Source organism: Actinomadura xylanilytica (genome assembly GCF_030283145.1).
GTDB lineage: Bacteria > Actinomycetota > Actinomycetes > Streptosporangiales > Streptosporangiaceae > Spirillospora > Spirillospora xylanilytica.
Window position 1 is genome coordinate 1,190,180 of sequence record NZ_JASNWE010000004.1, and the last position, 25,521, is coordinate 1,215,700.

The following is a 25,521-nucleotide window of genomic DNA, read 5'->3' on the forward strand; positions in this document are numbered from 1 at the left end:
GATCAGTCGACCTCCTCGACGGAGACCAGGTGGTTCACCGTCCGGATCATGCCGCGCACCTCGGGCCGGTCGTCCCGGACGGTGCTCTGCCCGATCTTCTTCAGGCCGAGGGTGCGCAGCGTGTCACGCTGGTTCTGCTTCTCGCTGATCACGGACTTGGTCTGCGTGATCTTCAGTCGGCTCATGACGAGACCTCCTGGCGGGGCTCGTTGCCCGCGGCACGCGCCCGCAGCATCGCGGCCGGCGCGACGTCCTCGATCGGTAGGCCGCGCTTGGCCGCGATCTCCTCGGGACGCTTGAGGTCCTTCAGACCGGCAACGGTCGCGTGCACGATGTTGATCGCGTTGTCGGTGCCGAGCGACTTGCTCAGCACGTCGTGGATCCCGGCGCACTCCAGCACCGCGCGCACCGGGCCACCCGCGATCACACCGGTACCCGGGCTGGCCGGACGCAGCAGGACGACACCTGCGGCGGCCTCACCCTGCACGGTGTGCGGGATGGTGCCCTGGATGCGGGGCACCTTGAAGAAGTGCTTCTTGGCCTCTTCGACGCCCTTGGCGATCGCCGCGGGCACCTCCTTGGCCTTGCCGTAGCCGACGCCGACGGTGCCGTTGCCGTCACCGACGATCACCAGGGCGGTGAAGCTGAAGCGCCGACCACCCTTGACGACCTTGGCGACGCGGTTGATCGCCACGACCTTCTCGATGTACGACTGGCCCTTGTCGGCGCCACCACGACGGTCGTCGCGGCGGCCGTCGCGACGGTCGCCACCCTGACCGCCGCCGCGCCTCTGCGCTGCCATCAGTGGTTCCTCTTCTCGTTGCTCGACGGGGCGGCCATCAGTTCCGATTCCCGGGCCGTCATCAGTTTCGATCCTCGGGCCATGTGATCAGAACTCCAGCCCGCCCTCGCGCGCACCGTCCGCCAGGGCGGCGATGCGGCCGTGGTACTTGTTGCCACCACGGTCGAAGACCACGGCGGTGACGCCGGCCTGCTTGGCCCGCTCGGCGACGAGCTCGCCGACCTTGCGGGACTTGGCCGACTTGTCGCCGGAGTCGGCCCGAAGGTCCGCCTCCATGGTGGACGCGTAGGCCAGCGTGTGACCCTTGCTGTCGTCGATGACCTGGACGAACATGTGCCGGGTGGAACGGGTCACGACCAGGCGCGGACGCACGGCGCTGCCGACGACCTTCTTGCGGACCCGCAGGTGCCGGCGCTTGCGGGACTTGGCCCGCGCCGACGTGGCCTTGCCGGCCAGGGTCTTGGTGCCTGCCATGACTACTTACCAGCCTTTCCGACCTTGCGGCGGATCTGCTCGCCCTCGTACCGCACACCCTTGCCCTTGTACGGGTCGGGCTTGCGCAGCTTACGAATGTTGGCGGCGATCTCGCCGACCTTCTGCTTGTCGATGCCCTCGACGATCAGCTGGGTCGGCCGCTCCACCGTGAAGGAGATGCCCTCCGGCGGCTCGATCGTGATCGGGTGGCTGTAGCCCAGCGAGAACTCCAGGTTCTTGCCCTTGGCCACCACTCGGTAACCGACGCCCTGGATGACCAGGGTCTTCTTGTAGCCGTCGGTGACGCCGACCACCATGTTGTTGATCAGTGATCGGGTCAGCCCGTGCAGCGCGCGCACGGTGTTGACGTCGTTCGGCCGGGTCACCGTGACCTGGCCGTCTTCCAGCGTGACCCCGATGGGCTCCGCCACCGTGTGCGACAGCTCGCCCTTCGGCCCCTTGACGGTGACCTCCTGGCCGTCGATCTGAATGTCGACGCCGCCGGGCACGGCGATGGGGAGACGTCCAATACGAGACATATCTAGTACCCCCCCTTCACCAGACGTAGGCGAGGACTTCCCCGCCCACGCCACGCTTGCCCGCCTGCCGGTCCGTCATCAGGCCGGAGGACGTCGAGATGATCGCGACACCCAGCCCGCCCAAGACCCGCGGCAGATTGTCCTTCTTGGCGTACACCCGCAGACCCGGCTTCGATACGCGCTTGATGCCGGCGATCGAACGCTCACGGGTCGGACCGAACTTGAGCTCGATCACGAGCTTCTTTCCGACCTCGGCGTCCTCCACGCTCCAGCCCGAGATGTACCCCTCCTGCTGGAGGATCTCGGAGATGTGCGCCTTGATCTTCGAGTACGGCATGCCCACCGAGTCGTGGTATGCCGAATTCGCGTTTCGCAGACGCGTCAGCATGTCTGCGATCGGGTCGGTCATCGTCATGGCCTACAGGCCCTCCCTCGCCACGGTTTCCGTACGGACCTTTGGCGCGGTCGTGGGCACCTTCGAGAGGTGCCCGGTGGTCATTACTGGCCGGGGGACCCGCCCCCGAAGGGGCGGGGTCCTACCAGCTGGACTTGGTGATGCCGGGCAGCTCGCCCCGGTGCGCCATCTCACGGAAGCACACACGGCACAGGCCGAACTTCCGGTAGACGGAGCGCGGACGCCCGCAGCGCGAGCAGCGAGTGTAGCTCCGCACCCCGAACTTGGGCTTCCGGGCCGCCTTGGCGATCAGCGACTTCTTCGCCATGCTCAGTTCTCCTAGTTGCGATCCTCAGCCGAAGCTCGGCTGCGGCGGAAGCTCAGGCTTCCTTGAAGGGGAAGCCCAGGAGCTTCAGGAGCGCCCGGCCCTCGTCATCGGTCTTCGCGGTCGTGACGACCGTGATGTCCATGCCCCGCGAGCGGTCGATCTTGTCCGGGTCGACCTCGTGGAACATGACCTGCTCGGTCAGCCCGAAGGTGTAGTTCCCGTTGCCGTCGAACTGCTTGGGCGACAGGCCGCGGAAGTCACGGATCCGGGGCAGCGCGGTGGACAGCAGCCGGTCGAGGAACTCCCACATCCGGTCGCCGCGCAGCGTGGCGTGCGCCCCGATCGGCATGCCCTCGCGCAGCTTGAACTGCGCGATGGACTTGCGCGCCCGGTTCACCGCCGGCTTCTGGCCGGTGATCGCCGACAGGTCGCGGATCGCGCCCTCGATCAGCTTGGAGTCCTTGGCCGCGTCACCGACGCCCATGTTGACCACGATCTTGGTCAGCCCGGGAATCTGCATGACGTTGGGGTACCCGAACTGCTCCTGCATCTGCTTCGCGATCTCGGCGCGGTAGCGGAGCTTGAGCCTCGGCGCGGGCACCGGGCGCTCGGTCTCGGTAACGGTCTCGGTCATCGAAATCAGATCTCCTTACCGCTACGGCGCGAGATCCGGACCTTCGAGCCGTCTTCGTTGATGCGGTAACCGACCCGGACCGGCTTGCCGTCCTCGGCGATCGCGACGTTGCTGATGTGCAGCGGAGCCTCGACCGTCACCCGGCCGCTCTCCTTGCCCGCGCGCTGCTGATCGGCCTTGATGTTCTTGGTGATCAGGTTGACGCCTTCGACGACGACGCGCTCGGCCCGCGGGTCGACGCGCAGCACCTTGCCCGTCGCGCCCTTGTCCTTGCCGGCGATGACGACGATCTCGTCGCCCTTCTTGATCTTCATCACAGCACCTCCGGCGCGAGCGAGATGATGCGCATGAACTTCTTCTCGCGTAGTTCGCGGCCCACGGGGCCGAAGATTCGGGTGCCGCGGGGGTCGCCGCCGTCCTTGATCAGGACGGCCGCGTTCTCGTCGAAGCGGATGTAGGAGCCGTCCGGGCGCCGGCGCTCCTTGCGGGTGCGCACGACGACCGCCTTGACGACGTCACCCTTCTTCACGCCCGCGCCGGGAAGGGCGTCCTTCACCGTCGCGACGATGATGTCGCCGACTCCCGCGTAGCGCCGACCCGAGCCGCCGAGAACCCGGATGCAAAGGATCTCCTTCGCACCCGTGTTGTCGGCGACTTTGAGTCGCGACTCCTGCTGGATCACGTCAACTCCTGTTCGTCACACCGGTTCTCAGCCATCATGTCGGCCGAGCCTGGTGGAACCAGTGATTACTTGGCCTTCTCGAGGATCTCGACCACGCGCCAGCGCTTGCTGGACGACAGCGGCCGGGTCTCCATGAGACGGACGCGGTCGCCGACGCCACACTCGTTGGCCTCGTCGTGCGCCTTGTACTTGGTCGTGCGGCGGATCACCTTGTGGTAGCGCGGGTGGGTCACCCGGTCCTCGACGGACACGACCACGGTCTTGTCCATCTTGTCGCTGACCACCAGACCCTCAAGGATCTTGCGGCTGCTCCGCTGTTCGGTCTGCTGCTCAGTCATCGTTGGTGCCCTCCACGGACGCGGCCACACTGTCGTCGGCGACCGTGACGATGCCGAGCTCGCGCTCGTGAATCACGGTGTAGATGCGAGCGATCTCGCGCTTCACCGTGCGCAGCCGCCCATGGCTCTCAAGCTGGCCGGTCGCGGCCTGGAAGCGGAGGTTGAACAGCTCCTCCTTCGCCTCCTTGAGCTTGGTGACCAAGACGTCCTCGGGCTCGGTCCGCAGGTCGTCGGCGGTAAGACCCTTGGCCATCAGGACTCACCCACCTCTCGCTTAACGATCTTGCACTTCATCGGGAGTTTGTGGATCGCGCGGGTGAGCGCCTCCCGAGCGGTCTGCTCGTTCGGGTAGGAGAGCTCGAACATCACGCGGCCCGGCTTCACGTTGGCCACCCACCACTCGACCGAGCCCTTGCCCGAACCCATCCGGGTCTCGGCGGGCTTCTTGGTCAGCGGACGGTCCGGGAAGATGTTGATCCACACCTTGCCGCCACGCTTGATGTGGCGGGTCATGGCGATACGCGCGGCCTCGATCTGCCGGTTGGTCACGTACGCGCCCTCGACCGCCTGGATGCCGTACTCGCCGAACGTCACCTTGGTGCCGCCCTTGGCCATGCCCCGGCGCTTCGGGTGGTGCTGCTTACGGTGCTTGACCTTGCGAGGGATCAGCATGGGTTACTCAGCTCCCCTCACCACTCGCAGCGGGGGTACCGGCCTCGGCCGAGGCGGGAGCCTGCTGCTCTGAACTCTGCTGCTGCTTGGGCGCGGCACCGCGCTCGCCGCCGGCGCCACCGGCACCGCCGCGACCGCCACGGCCACCACGGCCGCCACCACCGCGACGCTCGCCGCCGCCACCGCCGCCGCGGCCACCGCCGCCGCCGCGACGCTCGCCGCCACCGGCGGCGCGCTGCTGCGCGGCCTTGGCCTCACGCTCGGCGCGCGTCGCCGCGGCCTCGCCCTTGTAGATCCACACCTTCACGCCGATGCGACCGAACGTCGTACGGGCCTCGTAGAAGCCGTAGTCGATGTCGGCGCGCAGCGTGTGCAGCGGGACCTGGCCCTCGCGGTAGAACTCCGAGCGCGACATCTCCGCGCCGCCGAGACGGCCGGAGCACTGCACCTTGATGCCCTTGGCGCCCGACTTCATGCCGGACTGGATCGCCTTGCGCATCGCACGGCGGAACGCCACCCGGCTGGACAGCTGCTCGGCCACGCCCTGCGCGACGAGCTGGGCGTCGATCTCGGGGTTCTTGACCTCGAGGATGTTCAGCCGCACCTGCTTGCCGGTGAGCTTCTCCAGGTCGCCCCGCAGACGCTCGGCCTCCGCGCCGCGACGGCCGATGACGATGCCCGGCCGGGCGGTGTGAATGTTGACCTCGACCCGGTCACGGGTGCGCTCGATCTCCACCTTGGAGATGCCCGCCCGGTCCATGCCCTTCTGCAGCATGCGCCGGATCTGGACGTCTTCCTTGACGTAGTCCTTGTACAGCTTGTCCGCGAACCACACGCTCTTGTGGTCGGTCGTGATTCCGAGTCGGAACCCGTGCGGGTTGATCTTCTGACCCACTACCGGGCCCTCCTAGTCTTCCGACCGCCGGCCGCCGAAGCCTTGTCCCGCGACTCCACGACCACGGTGATGTGGCTCGTGCGCTTGTTGATGCGGTACGCCCGGCCCTGGGCGCGAGGCCGGAAACGCTTGAGCGTCGGCCCCTCGTCCACCCACGCGCGGCTCACGACGAGCGTGTCGGTGTCGAGCTTGAAGTTGTGCTCGGCGTTGGCGATGGCACTCGCCAGCACCTTGCCCACCGGCTCACTGGCGGCCTGGGGGGCGAACCGCAGCGCCGCCTGAGCCTCCGCGGCAGGCAGGCCGCGGATGAGGTCCACCACGCGGCGGGCCTTCCTGGGCGTGACGCGGATGAACCGCGCCTGGGCCCTGGCTTCCATCGCTGTCCCTCTCTCCTACGTTCTGTCTGCCTGCTCAGCCGCGACGGCTGCGGCGGTCTTCCTTGACGTGGCTGCGGAACGTGCGCGTCGGCGAGAACTCGCCGAGCTTGTGCCCCACCATGGCGTCGGTGATGAACACCGGCACGTGCTTGCGGCCGTCGTGCACGGCGATCGTGTGACCGATCATGTCCGGCACGATCATGGAGCGCCGCGACCACGTCTTGATGACGTTCTTGGTGCCCTTCTCGTTCTGGACGTCCACCTTCTTCATCAGGTGGTCGTCCACGAAGGGGCCCTTCTTAAGGCTACGTGGCATAACGGACGACTCCTACCGCTTCTTCTTGCTGCGACGACGGACGATCAGCCGGTCGCTCGACTTGTTCGCCTGGCGAGTGCGGCCTTCCTTCTTACCGTTCGGGTTCACCGGGTGCCGGCCACCGGAGGTCTTGCCCTCACCACCACCGTGCGGGTGGTCGATCGGGTTCATGGCCACACCGCGGACGGTCGGGCGCTTGCCCTTCCACCGCATCCGGCCGGCCTTGCCCCAGTTGATGTTGGACTGCTCGGCGTTGCCGACCGCGCCGACCGTGGCGCGGCAGCGGAGGTCCACCATGCGCATCTCGCCCGAAGGCATGCGCAGGGTGGCGTACTTGCCCTCCTTGGCCAGCAGCTGGACGCCGGCACCCGCACTGCGGGCCAGCTTGGCGCCGCCGGCGGGCCGCAGCTCGATGGCGTGGACGACCGTACCCGTCGGGATGTAGCGCAGCGGCAGGCAGTTGCCCGGCTTGATGTCCGAGCCCTGCCCGTTCTCCACCCGGTCGCCCTGCTTCAGGCCGGTCGGCGCGAGGATGTAGCGCTTCTCGCCGTCGGCGTAGTGCAGCAGCGCGATCCGCGCGGTGCGGTTGGGGTCGTACTCGATGTGCGCGACCTTGGCGGGAACCCCGTCCTTGTCGTGCCGGCGGAAGTCGATCACGCGGTAAGCGCGCTTGTGACCCCCGCCCTGGTGCCGGGTGGTGATGCGGCCGTGGTTGTTACGGCCGCCCTTCTTGGGGAGCGGACGCAGCAGCGACTTCTCCGGCTCACGGCGGGTGACCTCGACGAAGTCGGCCACGCTGGAGCCGCGACGACCTGGTGTCGTCGGCTTGTACTTACGGATGCCCATCTTATTCGTTCATCCCTTGTCTGCCTCGGGGTCCCGGCTCTAGGCCGGGCCGCCGAAGATGTCGATCCGCTCGCCCTCGGCCAGGCTCACGATGGCGCGCTTGGTGTCCTTGCGCTTGCCGTAGCCGAACCGGGTGCGCTTGCGCTTGCCCTGGCGGTTGAGCGTGTTCACGTTCGTCACCTTGACGTTGAACACCGCCTCGACCGCCTGCTTGATCTGGGACTTGTTGGCGTCCGGGCGGACGACGAAGGTGTACTTGTTCTCGTCGAGCAGCCCGTAGCTCTTCTCCGAGACGACCGGCGCGATGATGACGTCGCGGGGGTCAGCGATCTTCTGCATCTGTCCTCCCCCTACTTCTTCGTCACGCGCGAGATGAACTCGTCGTACGCCTTCTGCGTGAAGACGACTTCATCGTTCACCAGCACGTCATAGGTGTTGAGCTGGTCCGAGACGAGAACGTGCACGGCCGGCTCGTTGCGCAGGCTCTTCCAGGTCACGTCGTCCTCCCGGTCCAGGACCAGGAGCACGCGGGTGGCCTCGGTGACGCCGCGCAGCGCCGCCAGCGCCGTCTTCGTCTTCGGAGTGTCGCCCTCGATCAGCCCGTCGACCACGTGCACCCGGCCGAACCGGGCGCGGTCGGACAGGGCACCGCGCAGCGCGGCGGCCTTCATCTTCTTGGGCGTCTTCTGCGAGTAGTCCCGCTGCTGCGGACCGTGCACGACGCCGCCGCCGGCGAACTGCGGGGCACGGGTCGAGCCCTGACGGGCGCGGCCGGTGCCCTTCTGCCGGTACGGCTTCTTGCCACCGCCGGAGACTTCGCCCCGGGTCTTGGTCGAGTGCGTGCCCTGCCGCGCGGCGGCCAGCTGGGCCACCACGACCTGGTGGATCAGCGGCACGCTGGTCTTCGCGTCGAAGACCTCGGCGGGCAGGTCGATGTCGAGCTTGGAGGTCACTTGCCCGTCCCCTTCACTGCGTCGCGGACCAGGACCACGCCGCCGTTGGGACCGGGAACCGCGCCCTTGATGAGGAGCAGGTTCTTCTCCGGGTCGATGGCATGGATGGTCAGGTTCTGCACGGTGGTGCGGGCGTTTCCGTGCCGCCCCGCCATGCGGAGGCCCTTGAAGACGCGACCGGGGGTCGCGCAGCCGCCGATCGAGCCCGGCGAGCGGTGCTTGCGCTGGGTGCCGTGCGAAGCGCTCAGGCCCTTGAACCCGTGGCGCTTCATCACCCCCGCGGTGCCCTTGCCCTTGCTGGTGCCGGTGACGTCGATCTTCTGGCCGGCCTCGAAGACCTGAACGGTGATCTCCTGGCCGAGTTCGAACTCGGTGGTGTCGTCAGCCCGCAGTTCGACGAGGTAGCGGCGCGGCGTGACGCCGGCCTTCTCGAAGTGACCCGTGCGCGGCTTGTTCACCTTGCGCGGATCGATCTGACCGAACCCGAGCTGGACGGCGGTGTAGCCGTCGGTCTGCTGGGAGCGGAGCTGGGTGACGACACACGGCCCGGCCTGGACGACGGTCACCGGAACGATCCGGCCCTCATCGTCGAAGACCTGGGTCATGCCGAGCTTCTCGCCCAGGACGCCCTTCCTCTGCGTACTCATCTCGGTGCGTCCCTTAGAGCTTGATCTCGATGTCAACGCCGGCCGGAAGGTCGAGTCGCATCAGCGAGTCGACCGTCTTGGGCGTCGGGTCGATGATGTCGATCAACCGCTTGTGCGTGCGCATCTCAAAGTGCTCGCGCGAGTCCTTGTACTTGTGCGGCGAGCGGATGACGCAGTACACGTTCTTCTCGGTCGGCAGCGGCACCGGGCCCGCGACCTTGGCGCCCGTCCGCGTCACCGTCTCAACGATCTTCTTCGCGGAGGTGTCGATGACCTCGTGGTCGTAGGCCTTGAGCCGGATGCGGATCTTCTGTCCCGCCATGGTGGCCTCGGTGTCCTTTGCTGGTAGTGCCGCTGTTACTCGGTGTCCGTCGGCGCGGCGGCCCCGCTGGGCGGGGCCGCCGCGGCGACGAGGTGCTACTTGTTGATCTTGATCACTCGACCGGCGCCGACCGTCCGGCCACCCTCACGGATGGCGAACTTCAGCCCCTCCTCCATCGCGATGGGCTGGATGAGCTCGACGTTCATCTCGGTGTTGTCGCCCGGCATGACCATCTCGGTGCCGTCGGGCAGGTTCACCACGCCGGTCACGTCCGTGGTCCGGAAGTAGAACTGCGGCCGGTAGTTGTTGAAGAACGGCGTGTGCCGTCCGCCCTCGTCCTTGGACAGGATGTAGACCTGCGCCTCGAACGCGGTGTGCGGGGTGTTGGTGCCCGGCTTGATGATGCACTGGCCGCGCTCGACGTCCTCGCGCTTGATGCCGCGCAGCAGCAGGCCCACGTTGTCGCCGGCCTGGCCCTGGTCGAGCAGCTTGCGGAACATCTCGACACCGGTGACCGTGGTGGAGGTCGAGGTGTCCTTGATGCCGATGATGTCGACGGTCTCGTTGACGTTGACCACGCCGCGCTCGATCCGGCCGGTCACCACGGTGCCGCGGCCGGTGATCGAGAAGACGTCCTCGATCGGCATCAGGAAGGGCTTGTCGGTGTCACGCACCGGCTCGGGCACGTTCTCGTCGACGGCGTTCATCAGCTCGACGATCGAGTCGGCCCACTTCGCGTCGCCCTGGAGCGCCTGGAAGGCCGAGACGCGCACGACCGGAAGGTCGTCGCCCGGGAACTCGTACTCCGACAGCAGCTCGCGGACCTCGAGCTCGACGAGCTCCAGGATCTCCTCGTCATCGACCATGTCGCACTTGTTCAGCGCGACGACGATGTAGGGGACGCCGACCTGGCGGGCCAGGAGCACGTGCTCCTTGGTCTGCGGCATCGGGCCGTCGGTCGCGGCGACCACCAGGATGGCGCCGTCCATCTGCGCGGCACCGGTGATCATGTTCTTGATGTAGTCCGCGTGACCCGGGCAGTCGACGTGCGCGTAGTGCCGCGCCTCGGTCTGGTACTCGACGTGCGAGATCGAGATGGTGATACCGCGCTCGCGCTCTTCCGGCGCCTTGTCGATGTCCTCGAACGGCGTGAACGGGTTGAGGTCCGGGAACTTGTCGTGGAGCACCTTGGTAATCGCCGCGGTAAGCGTGGTCTTACCGTGGTCGATGTGACCAATGGTGCCGATGTTCACGTGCGGCTTCGTCCGCTCGAACTTGGCCTTCGCCACTGGGTTGCTCCTTGTTACGATCCTCGGCCGTCTGCACGACCGCTTCGATGTACGTCTTGGTGATCTGAGGCAGGCCGGGTACTACTACTCGCCCCGTGCCTTGGCGATGATCTCCTGCGCGACGTTCCCTGGAACCTCGGCGTAGGAGTCGAACTGCATGGTGAAGACAGCCCGGCCCTGGGTCTTGCTGCGCAGATCACCCACGTAGCCGAACATCTCGGAGAGCGGAACGAGTGCCTTGATGACCCGCAGGCCCGAACGCTCGTCCATGGACTGGACCTGACCGCGGCGGCTGTTGAGGTCGCCGATCACATCGCCCATGTTGTCCTCGGGCGTGCTGACCTCGACCGCCATCATCGGCTCCAGCAGCGTGGGGGTCGCCCGGCGGGCGGCCTCCTTGAACGCCATGGAGCCGGCGACCTTGAACGCCATTTCCGAGGAGTCCACCTCATGGTAGGCGCCGTCACGCAGGGTGACCTTGACGCCCACCATCGGGTAACCGGCGAGGACGCCGAACTCGGCGGCCTCCTGGCAGCCCGCGTCGACCGACGGGATGTACTCCCGCGGGATGCGGCCACCGGTGACCTTGTTCTCGAACTCGTAGCCGTCGCTGCCGCCGCCCAGCGGCTCCAGGTCGATGATCACGCGGCCGAACTGGCCCGAGCCACCCGTCTGCTTCTTGTGGGTGTACTCGACCTTCTCGACCTTCTTGGCGATCGTCTCGCGGTAGGCCACCTGCGGGCGGCCGACGTTGGCGTCGACCTTGAACTCGCGCTTCATCCGGTCGACGAGGATCTCCAGGTGGAGCTCGCCCATGCCGGAGATGACGGTCTGCCCGGTCTCCTCGTCGGAGCGGACGGTGAACGACGGGTCCTCTTCGGCCAGCCGCTGGATCGCGGTGCCCAGCTTCTGCTGGTCGGCCTTGGTCTTCGGCTCGATCGCGACGTGGATCACCGGCGCCGGGAAGTTCATCGACTCCAGGACGATCGGGTTCTTCTCGTCGCACAGCGTCTCACCGGTGGTGGTCTGCTTGAGACCCATCACCGCGACGATGTCGCCGGCGCCCGCGCGCTCGATCTCGGTGCGCTTGTTGGCGTGCATCCGGTAGATCTTGCCGATCCGCTCCTTGCGCTCCTTGACCGAGTTCAGCACGGTCATTCCGGAGGTCAGGACGCCCGAGTAGATCCGCACGAAGGTCAGCTTGCCCAGGTGCGGGTCGCTCGCGATCTTGAACGCCAGCGCCGACAGCGGCTCGTCCTCGCTGGGCTTGCGCTCCAGCGTCTTGTCCTCGTCGCGCACGGCGTGGCCCTCGATGGCATCCACGTCGAGCGGCGAGGGCAGGTAGCGGACGATCGCGTCCAGCAGCGGCTGCACGCCCTTGTTCTTGAAGGCCGTGCCGCACGTCACCGGGGTGAGCTTCGCCGCGATGGTCGCGCGGCGGATGCCGGCGTAGAGCTGCTCCACGGTGGGCTCGGTGCCCTCCAGGTACAGCTCCATGATCTCGTCGTCGGCCTCGGCCAGCGTCTCGACCAGCTTGTCGTGCCACTCGCGGGCGACCTCGGTGTGCGTGTCGGGGATGTCGACGGTGTCGTACATCTCGCCGAGCTTGGCCTCCTCGTTCCAGAGGAGCGCCTGCATCGTCACCAGGTCGATGACGCCCTTGAAGTCGGCCTCGGCGCCGATCGGCAGCTGCAGCGCCAGCGGGACCGCGTTGAGCCGGTTCTCGATCATGTCGACGCAGCGGTGGAACTCCGCGCCGACGCGGTCGAGCTTGTTGACGAAGCACATGCGAGGAACGCCGTACCGGTCGGCCTGACGCCAAACGGTCTCGGACTGGGGCTCCACACCGGCCACACCGTCGAACACGGCGACAGCGCCGTCGAGCACCCGCAGGTTGCGTTCCACTTCGACGGTGAAGTCGACGTGGCCCGGGGTGTCGATGATGTTGATCGTGTGCTTGACCTCGTCGACGGGCCATTCGCAGGTGGTGGCCGCGGAGGTGATGGTGATTCCCCGCTCCTGCTCCTGCTCCATCCAGTCCATGGTGGCAGCGCCGTCATGGACCTCGCCGATCTTGTAGCTCATCCCCGTGTAGTAGAGGATGCGCTCGGTCGTCGTGGTCTTGCCCGCGTCGATATGGGCCATGATCCCGATGTTGCGGACCTTGGCCAGGTCTACACCGGTTTTGGTAGCCACTGTGCCCTCGCGTCGTCTCGTCGTCAGTCGTTGTTCCGCCGGATTACCAGCGGTAGTGCGCGAAGGCCTTGTTGGACTCCGCCATCTTGTGGGTGTCCTCGCGCTTCTTCACAGAAGCACCGAGGCCGTTGCTCGCGTCGAGCAGCTCGTTCATCAGCCGCTCGGTCATGGTCTTCTCGCGACGCTGCCGGGCGTACACCACCAGCCAGCGCAGGGCCAGGGTGGTGCTGCGCGCCGGCCGCACCTCCACCGGGACCTGGTAGGTCGCGCCACCGACACGGCGGCTGCGGACCTCCAGGGTCGGCTTCACGTTGTCGAGCGCGCGCTTGAGCGTGACGACCGGGTCGTTGCCGGTCTTCTCGCGGGCGCCTTCGAGGGCCTCGTAAACGATGCCCTGCGCGATGGAACGCTTGCCGTCCAGGAGAATCTTGTTGATGAGCGCGGTGACCAGCGGCGAGTTGTACACCGGGTCAGCGATCAGCTGGCGCTTGCCAGCAGGGCCCTTGCGCGGCATCAGCTCTTCTCCTTCTTCGCGCCGTACTTGCTACGCGCCTGCTTGCGGTTACGCACACCCTGGGTGTCGAGCGACCCCCGGATGATCTTGTACCGAACACCCGGCAGGTCCTTCACCCGGCCGCCGCGCACGAGCACGATCGAGTGCTCCTGAAGGTTGTGCCCGACGCCGGGGATGTAGGCCGTGACCTCAATCCCGCTGGTCAGCCGGACACGGGCGACCTTACGAAGCGCCGAGTTCGGCTTCTTGGGCGTCGTCGTGTAGACGCGCATGCAGACCCCCCTGCGCTGGGGGCTCTCCTTCAGCGCGGGCGTCTTGTTCTTGGTCACCTTGTCCTGGCGGCCCTTTCGGACCAGCTGCTGGATCGTGGGCACCGCGTCTCCGTCTTCCTCGTACCAAGCCGGTAAGTCTTGTTCTGCCAGAGTTCTGCTTGCGCGGAACCCGTCATCACTACCTCACGGGAGGCTGTGACCTGCCGGTTTCCCGACCTCTCCGACCCCCGCGGTCGGGCGTGTCGCCGCCCCACGGAGTTCAAGCCGCGTGAAACCGACACAGACCGCCCGGCCCGCAAAGAGGGCCGAATCAAGCCGGGGAGTTGGTTGCGGCGCTGGGCCTGGCACCTGCCTCACCACGCGCACGCAGAGTGGACCCGCATAGTACGGGCACAGGGAGAGAGGTTACCGACCCCCGGGCGAAAGTGCAAAGCGAGCAGCGCACTATCGTGCGCACACCCTCCGGCGCAAGACCCCGGAGCACTCCGGGATGACCTTCCCGTAATCCCCAACGTTCGAATGCCGGCGGGTGTTCCGTCCCTCCAAGGGACCGGAACACCCGCCGGCATTCGGTGCGGCACGGCCCCGCTTACAACATGAACGCCACGACGGCGACCACGATCACCACGATCGCGACGGCGCCGGCGATGATGAACAGGTTCTTGTTGCCGCCCTTGCTCTCGGACGCTCCCGCATAGCCGGGGTACCCGCCCTCACCGGCCGGCTGGCCGTACTGCTGCTGGCCGTACTGCTGCTGCTGGCCGGGCTGCTGACCGTAGGCGGCCTGCCCGTACTGCTGCTGGTCGCCCTGCTGGCCGTACGGTGCCTGCTGCTCGGGCTGGCCGTACTGCTGCTGCTGACCGTACTGCTGCTGGCCGCCGTACCCCTGCTGCTGCTCGGGCTGACCGAACTGCTGTGCGCCGTACTGCTGCTGACCGTAGCCCTGTTCGGCCTGCTGCTGGCCGGCCGGCAGCCACTGCTGCTGACCGAGGTCCATGCGGGTGTGCTCGGGCATCCCGGCCGGCTCGGCAGGCGGCTGGCCGGTGCCCGGGTCGAACGCCTGCGTCGGTACGCCGTCGTCGATCCGGCCCTGCTCGCCCGTGCCGGACGGCTGGGGGACGCCGAACGCCGGAGACTCCTCCATCGGCGCGGCGTGCGAGCCCGCCCCGAAGCCGGAGTCGGGCGGCGGAACCATCATCGTGCGCTCGTGGTCGCCCTGGCCCTGCTGCGGTTCCTGGCCCCACGGCTCGGGCGCGGGCGCCTGTGCGGGGGCCTGCCAGGGCGGGCCGGCCGGTGCCTGCTGCGGGGGTGCGTACTGAGGGGGCGCCTGCTGCGGGGGTGCCTGCTGCGGGGGTGCCTGCTGAACGGGAGGCTCGGACCTGCGCTCGGGGCCCGTCGCGACCGGGATGTCGGTGCCCGGCGACCAGTGCAGCGTGGCGGCATCGTCGATCTGGGGCCGGGGCTTCTCGGGCTCGCTCCCGGGACCCGGGACGATCAGGGTGCGGTCGGTGGCGGACTCCACTGGGGGCTGGCCGTACTGCTGCTGCGGCTCCTGGGGCGACCCGTGCTGCGGCTGCTGCGGGTAGCCGGGCTGCTGCGGCGCCTGCTGCGGCGGCTGACCGTACGACGGCTGCGGCGGCTGGCCGTACAACGGCTGGCCGGGCTGAGTCTGCTGGGGCTGCTGGGGCTGCTGGCCGTACTGCTGCTGCTCCCCCTGCTGCTGGCCCTGGCCCTGCGCGGGTGGCTGGCCGTACTGCTGCTGTGGCTCCTGCGGGGCCGGGTAGCCACCAGAGCCGGGAGAAGCACCGTAAGGCGGCTGACCCGCGGGCGGCTGCCCGTACTGGGGCTGGTCCTGTGCGGGCGCGTACGGCTGCTGGGGCGGCGCCTGCGGGGTTTGCGGGGGCTGCTGCACCTGCATCGGCTCGACCATGGTGGGCGGTGGTGGCGCGGGTGCCCGCCGCTCCCCCTGCTGGGGCTGCGGCGGTGCCTGCTGCGGCGGCGGTGGTGCGGGCTGGCCACCCAGTTGGGGTGCGCCGAAGACCACCGTTCGGTCACCTAGCGGCCTCGCGGGCGGCTCGTTCTGCTGCTCGCCCTGGGCTCCGCCCCTGCCCTGCTCCTCGTCCTCCGGCAACGGCCACTGGGGTCCCTGCGTGCCGTCATTCTCGGTCATCGTCGGGCTCCTTCAGCGCCGTCGTCCCGGGGCCCTTCGGCACCCGGGCCGATTGGAGACGCGCGCCGCATGACGCGGCCTCCGAATCCTGTCACCGATGTCCCCCACGTGGCGGCCGCTGCCACCGAGCGGGGTCTCTCGCCCCCAGCCTGCCTCGACCGCCGGTCCTATCGCAAATCACCGGCCGTGACGCCCCCTGGACAGCCGCGCGGTTCCGTCCTCCCTCGTCAGGAGTGTCCGAGCACCGGGTGCGGACGGTAGGGGGCCTCCAGCCGCGCGAGCGCGATCCGCGCGGACGCCGAGAGGCCCCTCCCGACGGATCGGGAGGGGCCTCTCGGTTCGCTTGCCGCGCCGTTCAGGCGTCAGCGGTTGTACTGACCGAAGTCGTACTCCTCCAGCGGGACGGCCTCGCCGGAGCCCTGGCCGAAGGCGTACTCGGCTCCGTCGTCGTACGAGCCGACGGAGTAGACGGCGGCCTTGGCCTCCTCGGTGGGCTCGACCCGGACGTTGCGGTACTGCGGCATGCCGGTACCGGCCGGGATGAGCTTGCCGATGATGACGTTCTCCTTGAGGCCCAGCAGCGGGTCGCTCTTGGCGTGCATCGCGGCCTCGGTGAGCACCCGGGTGGTCTCCTGGAAGGACGCCGCCGACAGCCACGACTCGGTCGCGAGCGAGGCCTTGGTGATGCCCATCAGGACCGGACGGCCGGCGGCGGGGACCCCGCCCTCGGCCACGACGTTCCGGTTGCGCCCCTCGAAGAGGGGACGCTCCACCAGGTCGCCCGGCAGCAGGTCGGTGTCACCCGACTCCAGGATGTTCACCCGCTTGAGCATCTGCCGGACGATGATCTCGATGTGCTTGTCGTGGATCGACACGCCCTGGGACCGGTAGACCTCCTGGACCTCGTGGACCAGGTGCAGCTGCACGGCGCGGGGGCCGAGGATGCGCAGCACCTCGTGCGGGTTCTGCGCGCCCTTGATGAGCTGCTGGCCGACGTCGACGTGGGCGCCCTCGCGGACCCCCTCCTCGAACCGGGACCGCATCGGGACCGGGTAGGCGATCTCGTCGGAGCCGTCGTCGGGGACGATGACGACCTTCCGCGTCTTCTCGGTCTCGTCGATCTTGACCCGGCCGGCCACCTCGCTGATCGGGGCCACGCCCTTGGGGACGCGGGCCTCGAACAGCTCCTGGACACGCGGCAGACCGTGCGTGATGTCACCGCCGGCGACACCGCCGGTGTGGAAGGTGCGCATGGTCAGCTGGGTGCCGGGCTCGCCGATGGACTGCGCGGCGATGATGCCGACGGCCTCACCGACGTCCACCCGCTTGCCGGTGGCCAGCGAGCGGCCGTAGCAGGCGGCGCAGACGCCGATCTTGGCCTCGCAGACCAGGGCGCTGCGGGTGCGGACCCGCTCGACGCCCGCCTCGACCAGGCGCGACACCACGGCGTCGGACAGGTCGGTGTCGGCCGGGAAGATGACCGTCCCGTCGACCACGACCTCCTCGGCGATGGTCCGCCCGATCAGGCTGGTCTCGGACGTGGCCGGCTTGACCAGCGTGCCGTCGGGCAGCTTGTCGGCGACCTCGAAGGGGATCGTGCGGTCGGTGCCGCAGTCCTCCTCGCGGACGATCACGTCCTGCGCGACGTCCACCAGGCGCCGGGTCAGGTAACCCGAGTCGGCGGTGCGCAGCGCGGTGTCGGCCAGGCCCTTGCGGGCGCCGTGCGTCGAGATGAAGTACTCGACGACCGACAGTCCCTCGCGGAAGGACGACTTGATCGGACGCGGGATGGTCTCGCCCTTGGGGTTGGAGACCAGGCCGCGCATACCGGCGATCTGCCGGAGCTGGAGCGGGTTGCCGCGGGCCCCGGACTGGATCATCATCCAGATGGGGTTGGCCTTCGGGAAGGCCGCCTCCATGTCCTTGGCCACATCCGCGGTCGCGTGGTTCCAGATCTCGATGAGCTCCTGCTTGCGCTCGTCATCGGTGATCAGACCGCGGTTGAACTCCCGCTGCACCTTGTCGGCGCGCGCCTCGTAGGAGCTGAGGATGTCGGCCTTGTTGGGCGGGGTCACCACGTCGTCGATGGCGATGGTGACGCCCGACCGGGTGGCCCAGTGGAACCCGGTGCTCTTCAGCGCGTCCAGCGCGTTGGCCACCGCGACCTTGGGGTAGGTCTCGGCCAGCTCGTTGACGATCGCCGAGAGCTGCTTCTTGCTGATCTCCGCGTTCACGAACGGGAAGTCGTCGGGCAGCGTCTCGTTGAACAGCGCGCGGCCGAGCGTGGTCTCCAGCCGGTACGGGCGGCCCGCGTCGTAGCCCTCGGGCGCCTGCCAGCCGCGCGGCGGCGGGACGTCCTTGAGCCGGATCTGGATCTTGGCCTGCAAGTCCAGCTCGTTGCGGTCGTAGGCCATGATGCCCTCGGCGATGGACCCGAACGAGCGGCCCTCGCCTGCGGACCCGTCCTTCTGCGTCGTCAACCAGTAGAGGCCGATCACCATGTCCTGGGTGGGCATGGTGACGGGCTTGCCGTCGGACGGCTTGAGGATGTTGTTGGTCGACAGCATCAGGATCCGCGCCTCGGCCTGGGCCTCGGCCGACAGCGGCAGGTGCACCGCCATCTGGTCGCCGTCGAAGTCGGCGTTGAAGGCGGTGCAGACCAGCGGGTGGATCTGGATCGCCTTGCCCTCGACCAGCTGCGGCTCGAACGCCTGGATGCCCAGGCGGTGCAGGGTCGGCGCGCGGTTGAGCAGCACCGGGTGCTCGGTGATGACCTCTTCGAGCACGTCCCACACGACCGGGCGGGCCCGCTCGACCATCCGCTTGGCGCTCTTGATGTTCTGCGCGTGGTTGAGGTCGACCAGCCGCTTCATCACGAACGGCTTGAAGAGCTCCAGCGCCATCTGCTTGGGCAGGCCGCACTGGTGCAGCTTCAGCTGCGGGCCGACGACGATGACCGAACGGCCGGAGTAGTCGACGCGCTTGCCGAGCAGGTTCTGGCGGAACCGGCCCTGCTTGCCCTTGAGCATGTCCGACAGCGACTTGAGCGGACGGTTGCCCGGCCCGGTGACGGGCCGGCCGCGGCGGCCGTTGTCGAACAGCGCGTCGACGGCCTCCTGGAGCATCCGCTTCTCGTTGTTGACGATGATCTCGGGCGCACCGAGGTCGAGCAGCCGCTTGAGCCGGTTGTTCCGGTTGATCACACGGCGGTACAGGTCGTTCAGGTCGGAGGTCGCGAAGCGGCCACCGTCGAGCTGCACCATCGGCCGCAGGTCCGGCGGGATCACCGGGATGCAGTCCAGCACCATGCCGAGCGGGCTGTTGCGGGTGTTGAGGAACGCCGAGACGACCTTGAGCCGCTTGAGGGCGCGGGCCTTCTTCTGGCCCTTGCCGGTGCGGATGATGTCGCGGAGCTTCTCGGCCTCGGCGTCGAGGTCGAAGTTCTGGAGCCGGGCCTGGATGGCCGCGGCGCCCATGCCGCCCTCGAAGTACTTGCCGAAGCGGTCGCGCATCTCGCGGTAGAGCAGCTCGTCGCCCTCGAGGTCCTGGACCTTGAGGTTCTTGAACCGGCTCCACACCTCGTCGAGGCGGTCGATCTCGCGCTGCGCGCGGTCGCGCAGCTGCTTCATCTCCCGCTCGGCGCCGTCGCGCACCTTGCGCTTCTGGTCGGCCTTGGCCCCGGCCTCCTCGAGCTCGCCGAGGTCGCCCTCCAGCTTCTGCTGGCGGGCCTCGACCTGGGCGTCGCGAGCCTGCTCGATCTGCTGGCGCTCCACCGAGATGTGCGCCTCCAGCGTGGGCAGGTCGCGGTCGCGCCGCTCGATGTCCACGTTGGTGATCATGTAGGCCGCGAAGTAGATGATCTTCTCGAGATCCTTCGGGGCCAGGTCGAGCAGGTAGCCGAGCCGGCTGGGCACGCCCTTGAAGTACCAGATGTGCGTGACCGGCGCGGCCAGCTCGATGTGGCCCATCCGCTCACGGCGCACCTTGGCGCGGGTCACCTCGACGCCGCAGCGCTCGCAGATGATGCCCTTGAACCGGACGCGCTTGTACTTGCCGCAGTAGCACTCCCAGTCGCGGGTCGGACCGAAGATCTTCTCGCAGAAGAGCCCGTCCTTCTCCGGCTTGAGGGTGCGGTAGTTGATCGTCTCCGGCTTCTTGACCTCGCCGTGCGACCACTGGCGGATGTCGTCAGCGGTCGCCAGGCCGATGCGTAGCTCGTCGAAGAAGTTGACGTCAAGCAACTGAATTCCCCTTGAGTTGATCAGACCTCTTCGACACTGCTCGGCTCACGCCGGGACAGGTCGATGCCGAGCTCCTCCGCAGCGCGGAAGACGTCCTCATCGGTGTCTCGCATCTCGATGGACATGCCGTCGCTGGAGAGGACCTCGACGTTGAGGCACAGCGACTGCATCTCCTTGATGAGCACCTTGAAGGACTCGGGAATGCCGGGCTCGGGGATGTTCTCGCCCTTGACGATGGCCTCGTAGACCTTGACCCGGCCGAGGACGTCGTCGGACTTGATGGTCAGCAGCTCCTGGAGGGCGTAGGCGGCGCCGTACGCCTCCAGAGCCCAGACCTCCATCTCACCGAAGCGCTGGCCACCGAACTGGGCCTTACCGCCGAGCGGCTGCTGAGTGATCATGGAGTACGGGCCGGTCGAGCGCGCGTGGATCTTGTCGTCGACCAGGTGGAGCAGCTTGAGGATGTAGATGTAGCCGACCGAGACCGGCTCGCTGTAGGGCTCGCCGGTACGGCCGTCGAACAGCCGCGCCTTCCCGCCCGGGCTCACCATGCGGTTGCCGTCGCGGTTGGGCAGGGTGCTCTCGAGCAGGCCGGTGACGTCGTCCTCGCGGGCACCGTCGAACACCGGAGTGGCGGTCTTGGTCCACGCGGGGGCCTCGTCGGCACCGATGTCGGTGAGCGCGCTCTTCCACTCGGCGTCGACGCCCTCGACCTTCCAGCCGCGGCTGGCGACCCAGCCGAGGTGGGTCTCCAGGACCTGCCCCACGTTCATCCGGCCCGGCACGCCGAGCGGGTTGAGCACGATGTCGACCGCGGTGCCGTCCTCCATGAACGGCATGTCCTCGACCGGCAGGATCTTGGAGATGACGCCCTTGTTGCCGTGCCGTCCGGCCAGCTTGTCGCCGTCGGTGATCTTGCGCTTCTGCGCGACGTAGACCCGGACCAGCTCGTTCACGCCGGGCGGGAGCTCGTCGCCCTCGTCACGGCTGAACACGCGGACGCCGATGACCTTGCCCTCTTCGCCGTGCGGCACCTTCAGCGAGGTGTCGCGCACCTCGCGCGCCTTCTCGCCGAAGATCGCGCGCAGCAGCCGCTCCTCCGGGGTCAGCTCGGTCTCGCCCTTGGGCGTGACCTTGCCGACCAGGATGTCGCCGGGGACGACGTCGGCGCCGATCCGGATGATGCCGCGCTCGTCCAGGTCGGCCAGGACCTCTTCGGAGACGTTCGGGATGTCCCGGGTGATCTCCTCGGGGCCCAGCTTGGTGTCGCGGGCGTCGACCTCGTGCTCCTCGATGTGGATCGAGGACAGGACGTCGTCCTGCACCAGGCGCTGGCTGAGGATGATGGCGTCCTCGTAGTTGTGCCCCTCCCAGGGCATGAACGCCACGAGGAGGTTCTTGCCGAGCGCCATCTCGCCGTCGTCGGTGCACGGGCCGTCCGCGACGACCTGGCCGACCTCGACCCGCTGCCCCTCGACCACGATGGGCTTCTGGTTGTAGCAGGTGCCCTGGTTGGACCGCTTGAACTTGGTGACCCGGTACGTGGTCCGGGTGGCATCGTCGTTCATCACGGTCACGTAGTCGGCGGAGACCTCCTCGACCACGCCGGCCTTCTCCGCGGTGATCACGTCACCGGCGTCGACCGCGGCACGGTACTCCATACCGGTGCCCACCAGCGGCGCCTCGCTGCGCAGCAGCGGAACGGACTGGCGCTGCATGTTGGAGCCCATCAGCGCCCGGTTGGCGTCGTCGTGCTCCAGGAACGGGATCATCGCGGTGGCGACCGAGGTCATCTGCCGCGCCGAGACGTCCATGTACTGGACGTCGTTCGGCGGGATCAGCTCGACCTCGCCGCCCTTCTTGCGGATGAGGACCTTGTCGTCGACGAAGGTGCCGTCGTCATTGAGCGCCGAGTTGGCCTGCGCGATGACGAAGCGGTCCTCCTCGTCGGCGGTGAGGTAGTCGATCTGCTCGGTGACCACACCGTCGGTGACCTTGCGGTACGGCGTCTCGACGAAGCCGAACGGGTTGACCCGGCCGAACGCGGCGAGCGAGCCGATCAGGCCGATGTTCGGGCCTTCCGGCGTCTCGATCGGGCACATGCGGCCGTAGTGCGACGGGTGGACGTCGCGGACCTCCATGCCGGCCCGCTCACGCGACAGGCCACCGGGGCCGAGCGCCGACAGCCGCCGCTTGTGCGTCAGGCCGTCGAGCGGGTTGCTCTGCTGCATGAACTGCGAGAGCTGGCTGGTGCCGAAGAACTCCTTGATGGAGGCGACGACCGGCCGGATGTTGATCAGGGTCTGCGGCGTGATCGCCTCGACGTCCTGGGTGGTCATCCGCTCGCGGACGACGCGCTCCATCCGGGCCAGGCCCAGCCGGACCTGGTTCTGGATCAGCTCGCCCACCGTGCGCAGCCGCCGGTTGCCGAAGTGGTCGATGTCGTCGACCTCGATCGGCACCGGGACCGCCCCGAGGGTGGCCTCCTCCTCGCCGGCGTGCAGCCGGACGAGGTACTCGATGGTGGCGACGACGTCGTCCTCGGTCATCGTGCCCTGGTTCATGTCCAGGTCGAGCCCGAGCTTCTTGTTGACCTTGTAGCGGCCGACCTTGGCGAGGTCGTAGCGCTTGGGGTTGAAGTACAGGTTCTCCAGCAGGGTCTGCGCCGACTCCTTGGTCGGCGGCTCACCCGGCCGCAGCTTGCGGTAGATGTCGAGCAGGGCGTCGTCCTGGCCGGAGGTGTGGTCCTTCTCCAGGGTGACGTTGATCGACTCGTAGGAGCCGAAGCGCTCGCGGATGCGGGCCTCGTCCCAGCCGAGCGCCTTGAGCAGCACGGTGACCGGCTGCTTGCGCTTGCGGTCGATGCGCACGCCGACGTTGTCGCGCTTGTCGATCTCGAACTCGAGCCAGGCGCCGCGGCTGGGGATGACCTTGCAGCCGTAGATGTCCTTGTCGGATGCCTTGTCGAGCGCGCGGTCGAAGTAGACGCCGGGCGAACGGACCAGCTGCGAGACGACGACTCGCTCGGTCCCGTTGACGATGAAGGTGCCCTTGGGCGTCATGAGCGGGAAATCGCCCATGAACACCGTCTGGCTCTTGATCTCACCGGTGGTGTTGTTGATGAACTCCGCCGTGACGAACATGGGGGCGGAGTAGGTCATGTCCTTGTCCTTGCACTCCTCGACGGAGTACTTGGGCGGCTCGAACCGGTGATCGCGGAACGAGAGCGACATGGTCCCGGAGAAGTCCTCGATGGGACTGATCTCCTCGAAGATCTCCTCCAGACCCGACTGGGTCGGGACGCTCTTACTTCCGGCCTTCTGGGCCGCCTCGACCCGGGCCTTCCACCTCTCGTTGCCGAGCAGCCAGTCAAAAGAGTCGGTCTGCAGAGCAAGGAGGTCCGGGACTTCGAGCGGCTCCTTGATGCGCGCGAAGGAGACGCGGTTCGGACCGGTTGCGGTATTCGAGGCGTTGCGCGAGGCTGCCAAGAGTGGTCCTTCCGAGGGCTCGCGGCGTAACTGACGACACGCACGCCAGACGATCCACGTCCGAGACCTGCACGATGAGGCCCAAAAGGGACCAAGGCAGGAGTGCTCTCACACGTGGATGTCAGAGGGCAGCGCAAAGGGGCAGTGTAGCCGACCGCCACACCGCTCGCAACTCTACCGCCGCAGTATGCCTCACAGTTGCCTTGGAGCATCGCCTCTCAGGGCCTTGTAGTCAAGAGCGGACTTGGACTTTTCGGGCTCTGACCTGCAGTGAGGAAGACCATAGTTTAGGATCCGTCCGACTACCCGGCGGTAGGGCCTGGACAACGGTCGGGCGACCACCCCGGAGGGGTGATCGCCCGACGTCGGAGCCCTGTCCGGACGGCCCCGTCCTCACATCATCTGGAGCTCCGCGACCAGCCATCGGCCGCCGACCTTCTTCATCACCAGGCGCACCGTGTACTGGTTCGGGGTGCGCTCGCCGCTGGCGCCCTTGGCGGTCTGCTGGTCGAGGTAGACCAGCGCGATCGCCTTGCCGTCGCCGATGCTCTCGACCGCGGTCTTCACCGCCGTCCCCTCCACCACGATCTTCCCCTGGAGCGCCGACGGCTTCACCGTGGTGGTCATCTTGGCGAACTCGGCGTGGAACGCGCCGGTGGTGTGGTCGGTGGCCCGCTTGAGGTCGTCGTCGATCGTCCGGTAGTCGTACGACGACAGGTCCTCGGCGGCCTGCCCGGCGGCGAACGAGACCTTGCCGACCGCCTTGGTGTCGCCCTGCTCCTGGTTCACCCCGGAGAGGGCCACGCACAGCCACGCCAGCAGGGCCGCCAGCACCACGTTGACGGCGAGGAGCACCCACACCGCGGGACGCACCCCGCCGACCGCCGACTTCGGTGACCTGGAGCGGGACCGGGACCTCGCCTCGGCCGGGACGACGGTGGTCTCGAGCTCGCCCTCGCCCTCGTCCTCGTCCTCGTCGCTGTCCTCGTCCTCGTCGGTTCCGGCCTTGGAGGGCTCGGCCTCGGACGCCGCGGCCGTCTCGTCGGGCTCGTCGGCGTCCTCCTCGTCGGCGTCGGCGTCGGGTTCGGGCATTTTCCGGACGGGCTTCTTCTTCGTCGGGACGGACTTGGCCTCGACCGCGTCCGCGTCCGCGTCCGCCTCCGCGTCGTCGGCCGCGGCCTCGGGCTCGTCGTCGGGCTGGGGTTCGACTTTGGAGGGCTTGGCCTTGGCCGTGGTCTTGGTCGCGGTCTTGGCCTTCGGAGCGGGCTTAGAGACGGTCTCCGGCTCGGCTTCGACATCGTCCACCGGCTCGGAATCGGCCTCTGGGGCGCTCTTCTTCCGCGTGGCGGCCTTGGATGTCTTGGTTGACTTCCCGGCACCCTTGGTCGTCGCCGCCACCTCAGCGTCGCTCTCAGCGTCCGCACTGGCGGCACCCTCGGCCTCGTCGGCCTCCAGGGCGGCCCGTTCGGCCTCGGCGGCAGCCTCCGCGGCCTTGCGGGCGGCCTCGTCGGCCTTCTGCCGGGCCTTCTCCGCCTTGCGCGCCTTGTCGGCGGCGTCGCGCTTCCCGCGCCCGAGCATCGTCATGGGACAATTCCCATCTTCGAGACGAGCCAACGTCCGTCGACCCGGGTGAGGCCCATCGCGAACCGCCAGTTGCGCGGGGTTCCCTGCGGGACCTGGGGGCTGGTGGTCGTCGCGCTGATCGCCACGATCACCTCGGCCGAGTCCTCGTCCAGGGAGACCACCCCGGCCCGGACCTGCTGCACCTGCGAGGTGGCCTTGGTCTTGGTCGCGGTGTCCGCGATGATCTTGGCCTGGGTGGACCACTGGTTCTTGATGTCGCCGGTCATCCCGCCGACCACCCGGTCGATGCCCTGCTGCACACTGCGGTAGTCGATGCTGGCCAGGTTGACGCCGGTCTGCCGGGCCGCCTGGGTGGCCGCCGCCCGCCGCTCGTTCTCGTCGTGGGCCGGCCGGTAGCGCAGGCCGACCACCCCGACCGCCGCGGCCAGGACCACGGCGAGCACGCCCAGGACGATCACGGTGACACCGCCACCGCGGCCCCGCGACGCCGCGGCGTCGACCGCGTCGGTCGCGCCGTACTTCATCGCGTCGCCTCCTTCATCGGGTTC

30 protein-coding genes are annotated in these 25,521 nt (G+C 68.1%); 1 reads left to right on the forward strand and 29 read right to left on the reverse strand.

What is annotated here, in order from left to right:
* Positions 1-2: 2 nt before the first annotated feature.
* From rpmD to QP090_RS29445, 25 genes are all read right to left on the reverse strand, one after another.
* On the reverse strand, positions 3-185 hold the full coding sequence (gene rpmD, locus QP090_RS29325) for a 50S ribosomal protein L30 (RefSeq protein WP_285942695.1): 183 nt from the start codon (positions 183-185) through the stop codon (positions 3-5).
* Positions 182-805 (reverse strand): 30S ribosomal protein S5, encoded by a 624-nt coding sequence (gene rpsE, locus QP090_RS29330; protein WP_285942831.1) that lies wholly within the window; start codon positions 803-805, stop codon positions 182-184. Before rpsE ends, rpmD begins: the two co-directional genes overlap by 4 nt.
* Before the next feature lie 84 nt (positions 806-889).
* Entirely contained in the window at positions 890-1,276 is a 387-nt protein-coding gene (gene rplR, locus QP090_RS29335) for a 50S ribosomal protein L18 (protein WP_285942696.1), read from the reverse strand.
* A 2-nt stretch (positions 1,277-1,278) separates the two neighbouring features.
* A complete protein-coding gene (rplF, locus tag QP090_RS29340; protein ID WP_285942697.1) occupies positions 1,279-1,815 on the reverse strand; it encodes a 50S ribosomal protein L6 in 537 nt (178 codons plus the stop codon).
* A 16-nt stretch (positions 1,816-1,831) separates the two neighbouring features.
* The gene (gene rpsH / locus QP090_RS29345) at positions 1,832-2,230 is read right to left on the reverse strand and encodes a 30S ribosomal protein S8 (RefSeq protein ID WP_285942698.1); all 399 of its coding nucleotides are present in this window, start codon (positions 2,228-2,230) and stop codon (positions 1,832-1,834) included.
* Positions 2,231-2,351: 121 nt separating this feature from the next.
* Entirely contained in the window at positions 2,352-2,537 is a 186-nt protein-coding gene (locus QP090_RS29350; protein ID WP_285942699.1) for a type Z 30S ribosomal protein S14, read from the reverse strand.
* A gap of 52 nt (positions 2,538-2,589) precedes the next feature.
* On the reverse strand, positions 2,590-3,171 hold the full coding sequence (gene rplE / locus QP090_RS29355; protein WP_285942700.1) for a 50S ribosomal protein L5: 582 nt from the start codon (positions 3,169-3,171) through the stop codon (positions 2,590-2,592).
* A 5-nt stretch (positions 3,172-3,176) separates the two neighbouring features.
* On the reverse strand, positions 3,177-3,485 hold the full coding sequence (rplX, locus tag QP090_RS29360; protein WP_285942701.1) for a 50S ribosomal protein L24: 309 nt from the start codon (positions 3,483-3,485) through the stop codon (positions 3,177-3,179).
* Positions 3,485-3,853, reverse strand: a complete 369-nt coding sequence (rplN, locus tag QP090_RS29365; RefSeq protein ID WP_021596728.1) for a 50S ribosomal protein L14 — start codon at positions 3,851-3,853, stop codon at positions 3,485-3,487. The genes rplX and rplN overlap by 1 nt, the downstream gene beginning before the upstream one ends.
* Before the next feature lie 65 nt (positions 3,854-3,918).
* Positions 3,919-4,191, reverse strand: a complete 273-nt coding sequence (gene rpsQ / locus QP090_RS29370; protein ID WP_285942702.1) for a 30S ribosomal protein S17 — start codon at positions 4,189-4,191, stop codon at positions 3,919-3,921.
* A complete protein-coding gene (rpmC, locus tag QP090_RS29375; protein WP_285942703.1) occupies positions 4,184-4,444 on the reverse strand; it encodes a 50S ribosomal protein L29 in 261 nt (86 codons plus the stop codon). The genes rpsQ and rpmC overlap by 8 nt, the downstream gene beginning before the upstream one ends.
* Positions 4,444-4,863 (reverse strand): 50S ribosomal protein L16, encoded by a 420-nt coding sequence (gene rplP / locus QP090_RS29380; RefSeq protein WP_285942704.1) that lies wholly within the window; start codon positions 4,861-4,863, stop codon positions 4,444-4,446. Before rplP ends, rpmC begins: the two co-directional genes overlap by 1 nt.
* Before the next feature lie 7 nt (positions 4,864-4,870).
* Positions 4,871-5,758: a 30S ribosomal protein S3 gene (gene rpsC / locus QP090_RS29385; RefSeq protein WP_285942705.1), complete on the reverse strand. Its 888-nt coding sequence runs from the start codon at positions 5,756-5,758 to the stop codon at positions 4,871-4,873.
* Entirely contained in the window at positions 5,758-6,135 is a 378-nt protein-coding gene (rplV, locus tag QP090_RS29390; protein WP_285942706.1) for a 50S ribosomal protein L22, read from the reverse strand. The genes rpsC and rplV overlap by 1 nt, the downstream gene beginning before the upstream one ends.
* Before the next feature lie 34 nt (positions 6,136-6,169).
* Positions 6,170-6,451 (reverse strand): 30S ribosomal protein S19, encoded by a 282-nt coding sequence (rpsS, locus tag QP090_RS29395; protein ID WP_285942707.1) that lies wholly within the window; start codon positions 6,449-6,451, stop codon positions 6,170-6,172.
* A gap of 12 nt (positions 6,452-6,463) precedes the next feature.
* Positions 6,464-7,297 (reverse strand): 50S ribosomal protein L2, encoded by an 834-nt coding sequence (gene rplB, locus QP090_RS29400; RefSeq protein ID WP_285942708.1) that lies wholly within the window; start codon positions 7,295-7,297, stop codon positions 6,464-6,466.
* Between the two features lie 39 nt (positions 7,298-7,336).
* The gene (rplW, locus tag QP090_RS29405) at positions 7,337-7,636 is read right to left on the reverse strand and encodes a 50S ribosomal protein L23 (protein ID WP_285942709.1); all 300 of its coding nucleotides are present in this window, start codon (positions 7,634-7,636) and stop codon (positions 7,337-7,339) included.
* 11 nt (positions 7,637-7,647) lie between these two features.
* Positions 7,648-8,250 carry a 50S ribosomal protein L4 gene (gene rplD, locus QP090_RS29410; RefSeq protein WP_285942710.1) on the reverse strand — a complete coding sequence of 201 codons (603 nt, stop codon included), beginning with the start codon at positions 8,248-8,250 and terminating at the stop codon, positions 7,648-7,650.
* A complete protein-coding gene (gene rplC, locus QP090_RS29415; RefSeq protein ID WP_285942711.1) occupies positions 8,247-8,897 on the reverse strand; it encodes a 50S ribosomal protein L3 in 651 nt (216 codons plus the stop codon). The genes rplD and rplC overlap by 4 nt, the downstream gene beginning before the upstream one ends.
* 13 nt (positions 8,898-8,910) lie before the next feature.
* Complete coding sequence (gene rpsJ, locus QP090_RS29420) at positions 8,911-9,219, reverse strand: 30S ribosomal protein S10 (protein ID WP_018657599.1); 309 nt, start codon at positions 9,217-9,219, stop codon at positions 8,911-8,913.
* Positions 9,220-9,314: 95 nt separating this feature from the next.
* Positions 9,315-10,508 carry an elongation factor Tu gene (gene tuf, locus QP090_RS29425; RefSeq protein WP_285942712.1) on the reverse strand — a complete coding sequence of 398 codons (1,194 nt, stop codon included), beginning with the start codon at positions 10,506-10,508 and terminating at the stop codon, positions 9,315-9,317.
* Positions 10,509-10,592: 84 nt separating this feature from the next.
* Complete coding sequence (gene fusA / locus QP090_RS29430; protein ID WP_285942713.1) at positions 10,593-12,704, reverse strand: elongation factor G; 2,112 nt, start codon at positions 12,702-12,704, stop codon at positions 10,593-10,595.
* 43 nt (positions 12,705-12,747) lie between these two features.
* On the reverse strand, positions 12,748-13,218 hold the full coding sequence (rpsG, locus tag QP090_RS29435) for a 30S ribosomal protein S7 (RefSeq protein WP_285942714.1): 471 nt from the start codon (positions 13,216-13,218) through the stop codon (positions 12,748-12,750).
* A complete protein-coding gene (gene rpsL / locus QP090_RS29440) occupies positions 13,218-13,592 on the reverse strand; it encodes a 30S ribosomal protein S12 (protein WP_285942715.1) in 375 nt (124 codons plus the stop codon). Before rpsL ends, rpsG begins: the two co-directional genes overlap by 1 nt.
* Before the next feature lie 487 nt (positions 13,593-14,079).
* A complete protein-coding gene (locus QP090_RS29445) occupies positions 14,080-15,012 on the reverse strand; it encodes a hypothetical protein (protein WP_285942716.1) in 933 nt (310 codons plus the stop codon).
* A 42-nt stretch (positions 15,013-15,054) separates the two neighbouring features.
* Between QP090_RS29445 and QP090_RS29450 the strand changes: the two genes are divergently transcribed.
* Positions 15,055-15,549 (forward strand): hypothetical protein, encoded by a 495-nt coding sequence (locus QP090_RS29450; protein WP_285942717.1) that lies wholly within the window; start codon positions 15,055-15,057, stop codon positions 15,547-15,549.
* A 473-nt stretch (positions 15,550-16,022) separates the two neighbouring features.
* Here the strand turns inward: QP090_RS29450 and QP090_RS29455 are convergent, their stop codons facing one another.
* The 4 genes from QP090_RS29455 to QP090_RS29470 all read right to left on the reverse strand — a co-directional run bounded on the left by QP090_RS29455 (position 16,023) and on the right by QP090_RS29470 (position 25,497).
* Entirely contained in the window at positions 16,023-19,901 is a 3,879-nt protein-coding gene (locus tag QP090_RS29455) for a DNA-directed RNA polymerase subunit beta' (RefSeq protein ID WP_285942718.1), read from the reverse strand.
* 20 nt (positions 19,902-19,921) lie between these two features.
* Positions 19,922-23,389: a DNA-directed RNA polymerase subunit beta gene (rpoB, locus tag QP090_RS29460; RefSeq protein ID WP_285942719.1), complete on the reverse strand. Its 3,468-nt coding sequence runs from the start codon at positions 23,387-23,389 to the stop codon at positions 19,922-19,924.
* Positions 23,390-23,782: 393 nt separating this feature from the next.
* The gene (locus QP090_RS29465; RefSeq protein ID WP_285942720.1) at positions 23,783-24,973 is read right to left on the reverse strand and encodes an Rv1363c family protein; all 1,191 of its coding nucleotides are present in this window, start codon (positions 24,971-24,973) and stop codon (positions 23,783-23,785) included.
* Entirely contained in the window at positions 24,970-25,497 is a 528-nt protein-coding gene (locus tag QP090_RS29470) for an Rv1363c family protein (protein ID WP_285942721.1), read from the reverse strand. Before QP090_RS29470 ends, QP090_RS29465 begins: the two co-directional genes overlap by 4 nt.
* Positions 25,498-25,521 lie beyond the last annotated feature (24 nt).

What these genes read in the sequence shown, in the direction of transcription:
- rpmD (WP_285942695.1), bottom strand. Translation starts at nt 185, where the DNA reads ATGAGCCGACTGAAGATCACGCAGACCAAGTCCGTGATCAGCGAGAAG.
- rplR (WP_285942696.1), bottom strand. Translation starts at nt 1,276, where the DNA reads ATGGCAGGCACCAAGACCCTGGCCGGCAAGGCCACGTCGGCGCGGGCC.
- rplF (WP_285942697.1), bottom strand. Translation starts at nt 1,815, where the DNA reads ATGTCTCGTATTGGACGTCTCCCCATCGCCGTGCCCGGCGGCGTCGAC.
- rpsH (WP_285942698.1), bottom strand. Translation starts at nt 2,230, where the DNA reads ATGACGATGACCGACCCGATCGCAGACATGCTGACGCGTCTGCGAAAC.
- QP090_RS29350 (WP_285942699.1), bottom strand. Translation starts at nt 2,537, where the DNA reads ATGGCGAAGAAGTCGCTGATCGCCAAGGCGGCCCGGAAGCCCAAGTTC.
- rplE (WP_285942700.1), bottom strand. Translation starts at nt 3,171, where the DNA reads ATGACCGAGACCGTTACCGAGACCGAGCGCCCGGTGCCCGCGCCGAGG.
- rplX (WP_285942701.1), bottom strand. Translation starts at nt 3,485, where the DNA reads ATGAAGATCAAGAAGGGCGACGAGATCGTCGTCATCGCCGGCAAGGAC.
- rpsQ (WP_285942702.1), bottom strand. Translation starts at nt 4,191, where the DNA reads ATGACTGAGCAGCAGACCGAACAGCGGAGCAGCCGCAAGATCCTTGAG.
- rpmC (WP_285942703.1), bottom strand. Translation starts at nt 4,444, where the DNA reads ATGGCCAAGGGTCTTACCGCCGACGACCTGCGGACCGAGCCCGAGGAC.
- rplP (WP_285942704.1), bottom strand. Translation starts at nt 4,863, where the DNA reads ATGCTGATCCCTCGCAAGGTCAAGCACCGTAAGCAGCACCACCCGAAG.
- rplV (WP_285942706.1), bottom strand. Translation starts at nt 6,135, where the DNA reads ATGGAAGCCAGGGCCCAGGCGCGGTTCATCCGCGTCACGCCCAGGAAG.
- rpsS (WP_285942707.1), bottom strand. Translation starts at nt 6,451, where the DNA reads ATGCCACGTAGCCTTAAGAAGGGCCCCTTCGTGGACGACCACCTGATG.
- rplB (WP_285942708.1), bottom strand. Translation starts at nt 7,297, where the DNA reads ATGGGCATCCGTAAGTACAAGCCGACGACACCAGGTCGTCGCGGCTCC.
- rplW (WP_285942709.1), bottom strand. Translation starts at nt 7,636, where the DNA reads ATGCAGAAGATCGCTGACCCCCGCGACGTCATCATCGCGCCGGTCGTC.
- rplC (WP_285942711.1), bottom strand. Translation starts at nt 8,897, where the DNA reads ATGAGTACGCAGAGGAAGGGCGTCCTGGGCGAGAAGCTCGGCATGACC.
- rpsJ (WP_018657599.1), bottom strand. Translation starts at nt 9,219, where the DNA reads ATGGCGGGACAGAAGATCCGCATCCGGCTCAAGGCCTACGACCACGAG.
- rpsG (WP_285942714.1), bottom strand. Translation starts at nt 13,218, where the DNA reads ATGCCGCGCAAGGGCCCTGCTGGCAAGCGCCAGCTGATCGCTGACCCG.
- QP090_RS29465 (WP_285942720.1), bottom strand. Translation starts at nt 24,973, where the DNA reads ATGACGATGCTCGGGCGCGGGAAGCGCGACGCCGCCGACAAGGCGCGC.
- QP090_RS29470 (WP_285942721.1), bottom strand. Translation starts at nt 25,497, where the DNA reads ATGAAGTACGGCGCGACCGACGCGGTCGACGCCGCGGCGTCGCGGGGC.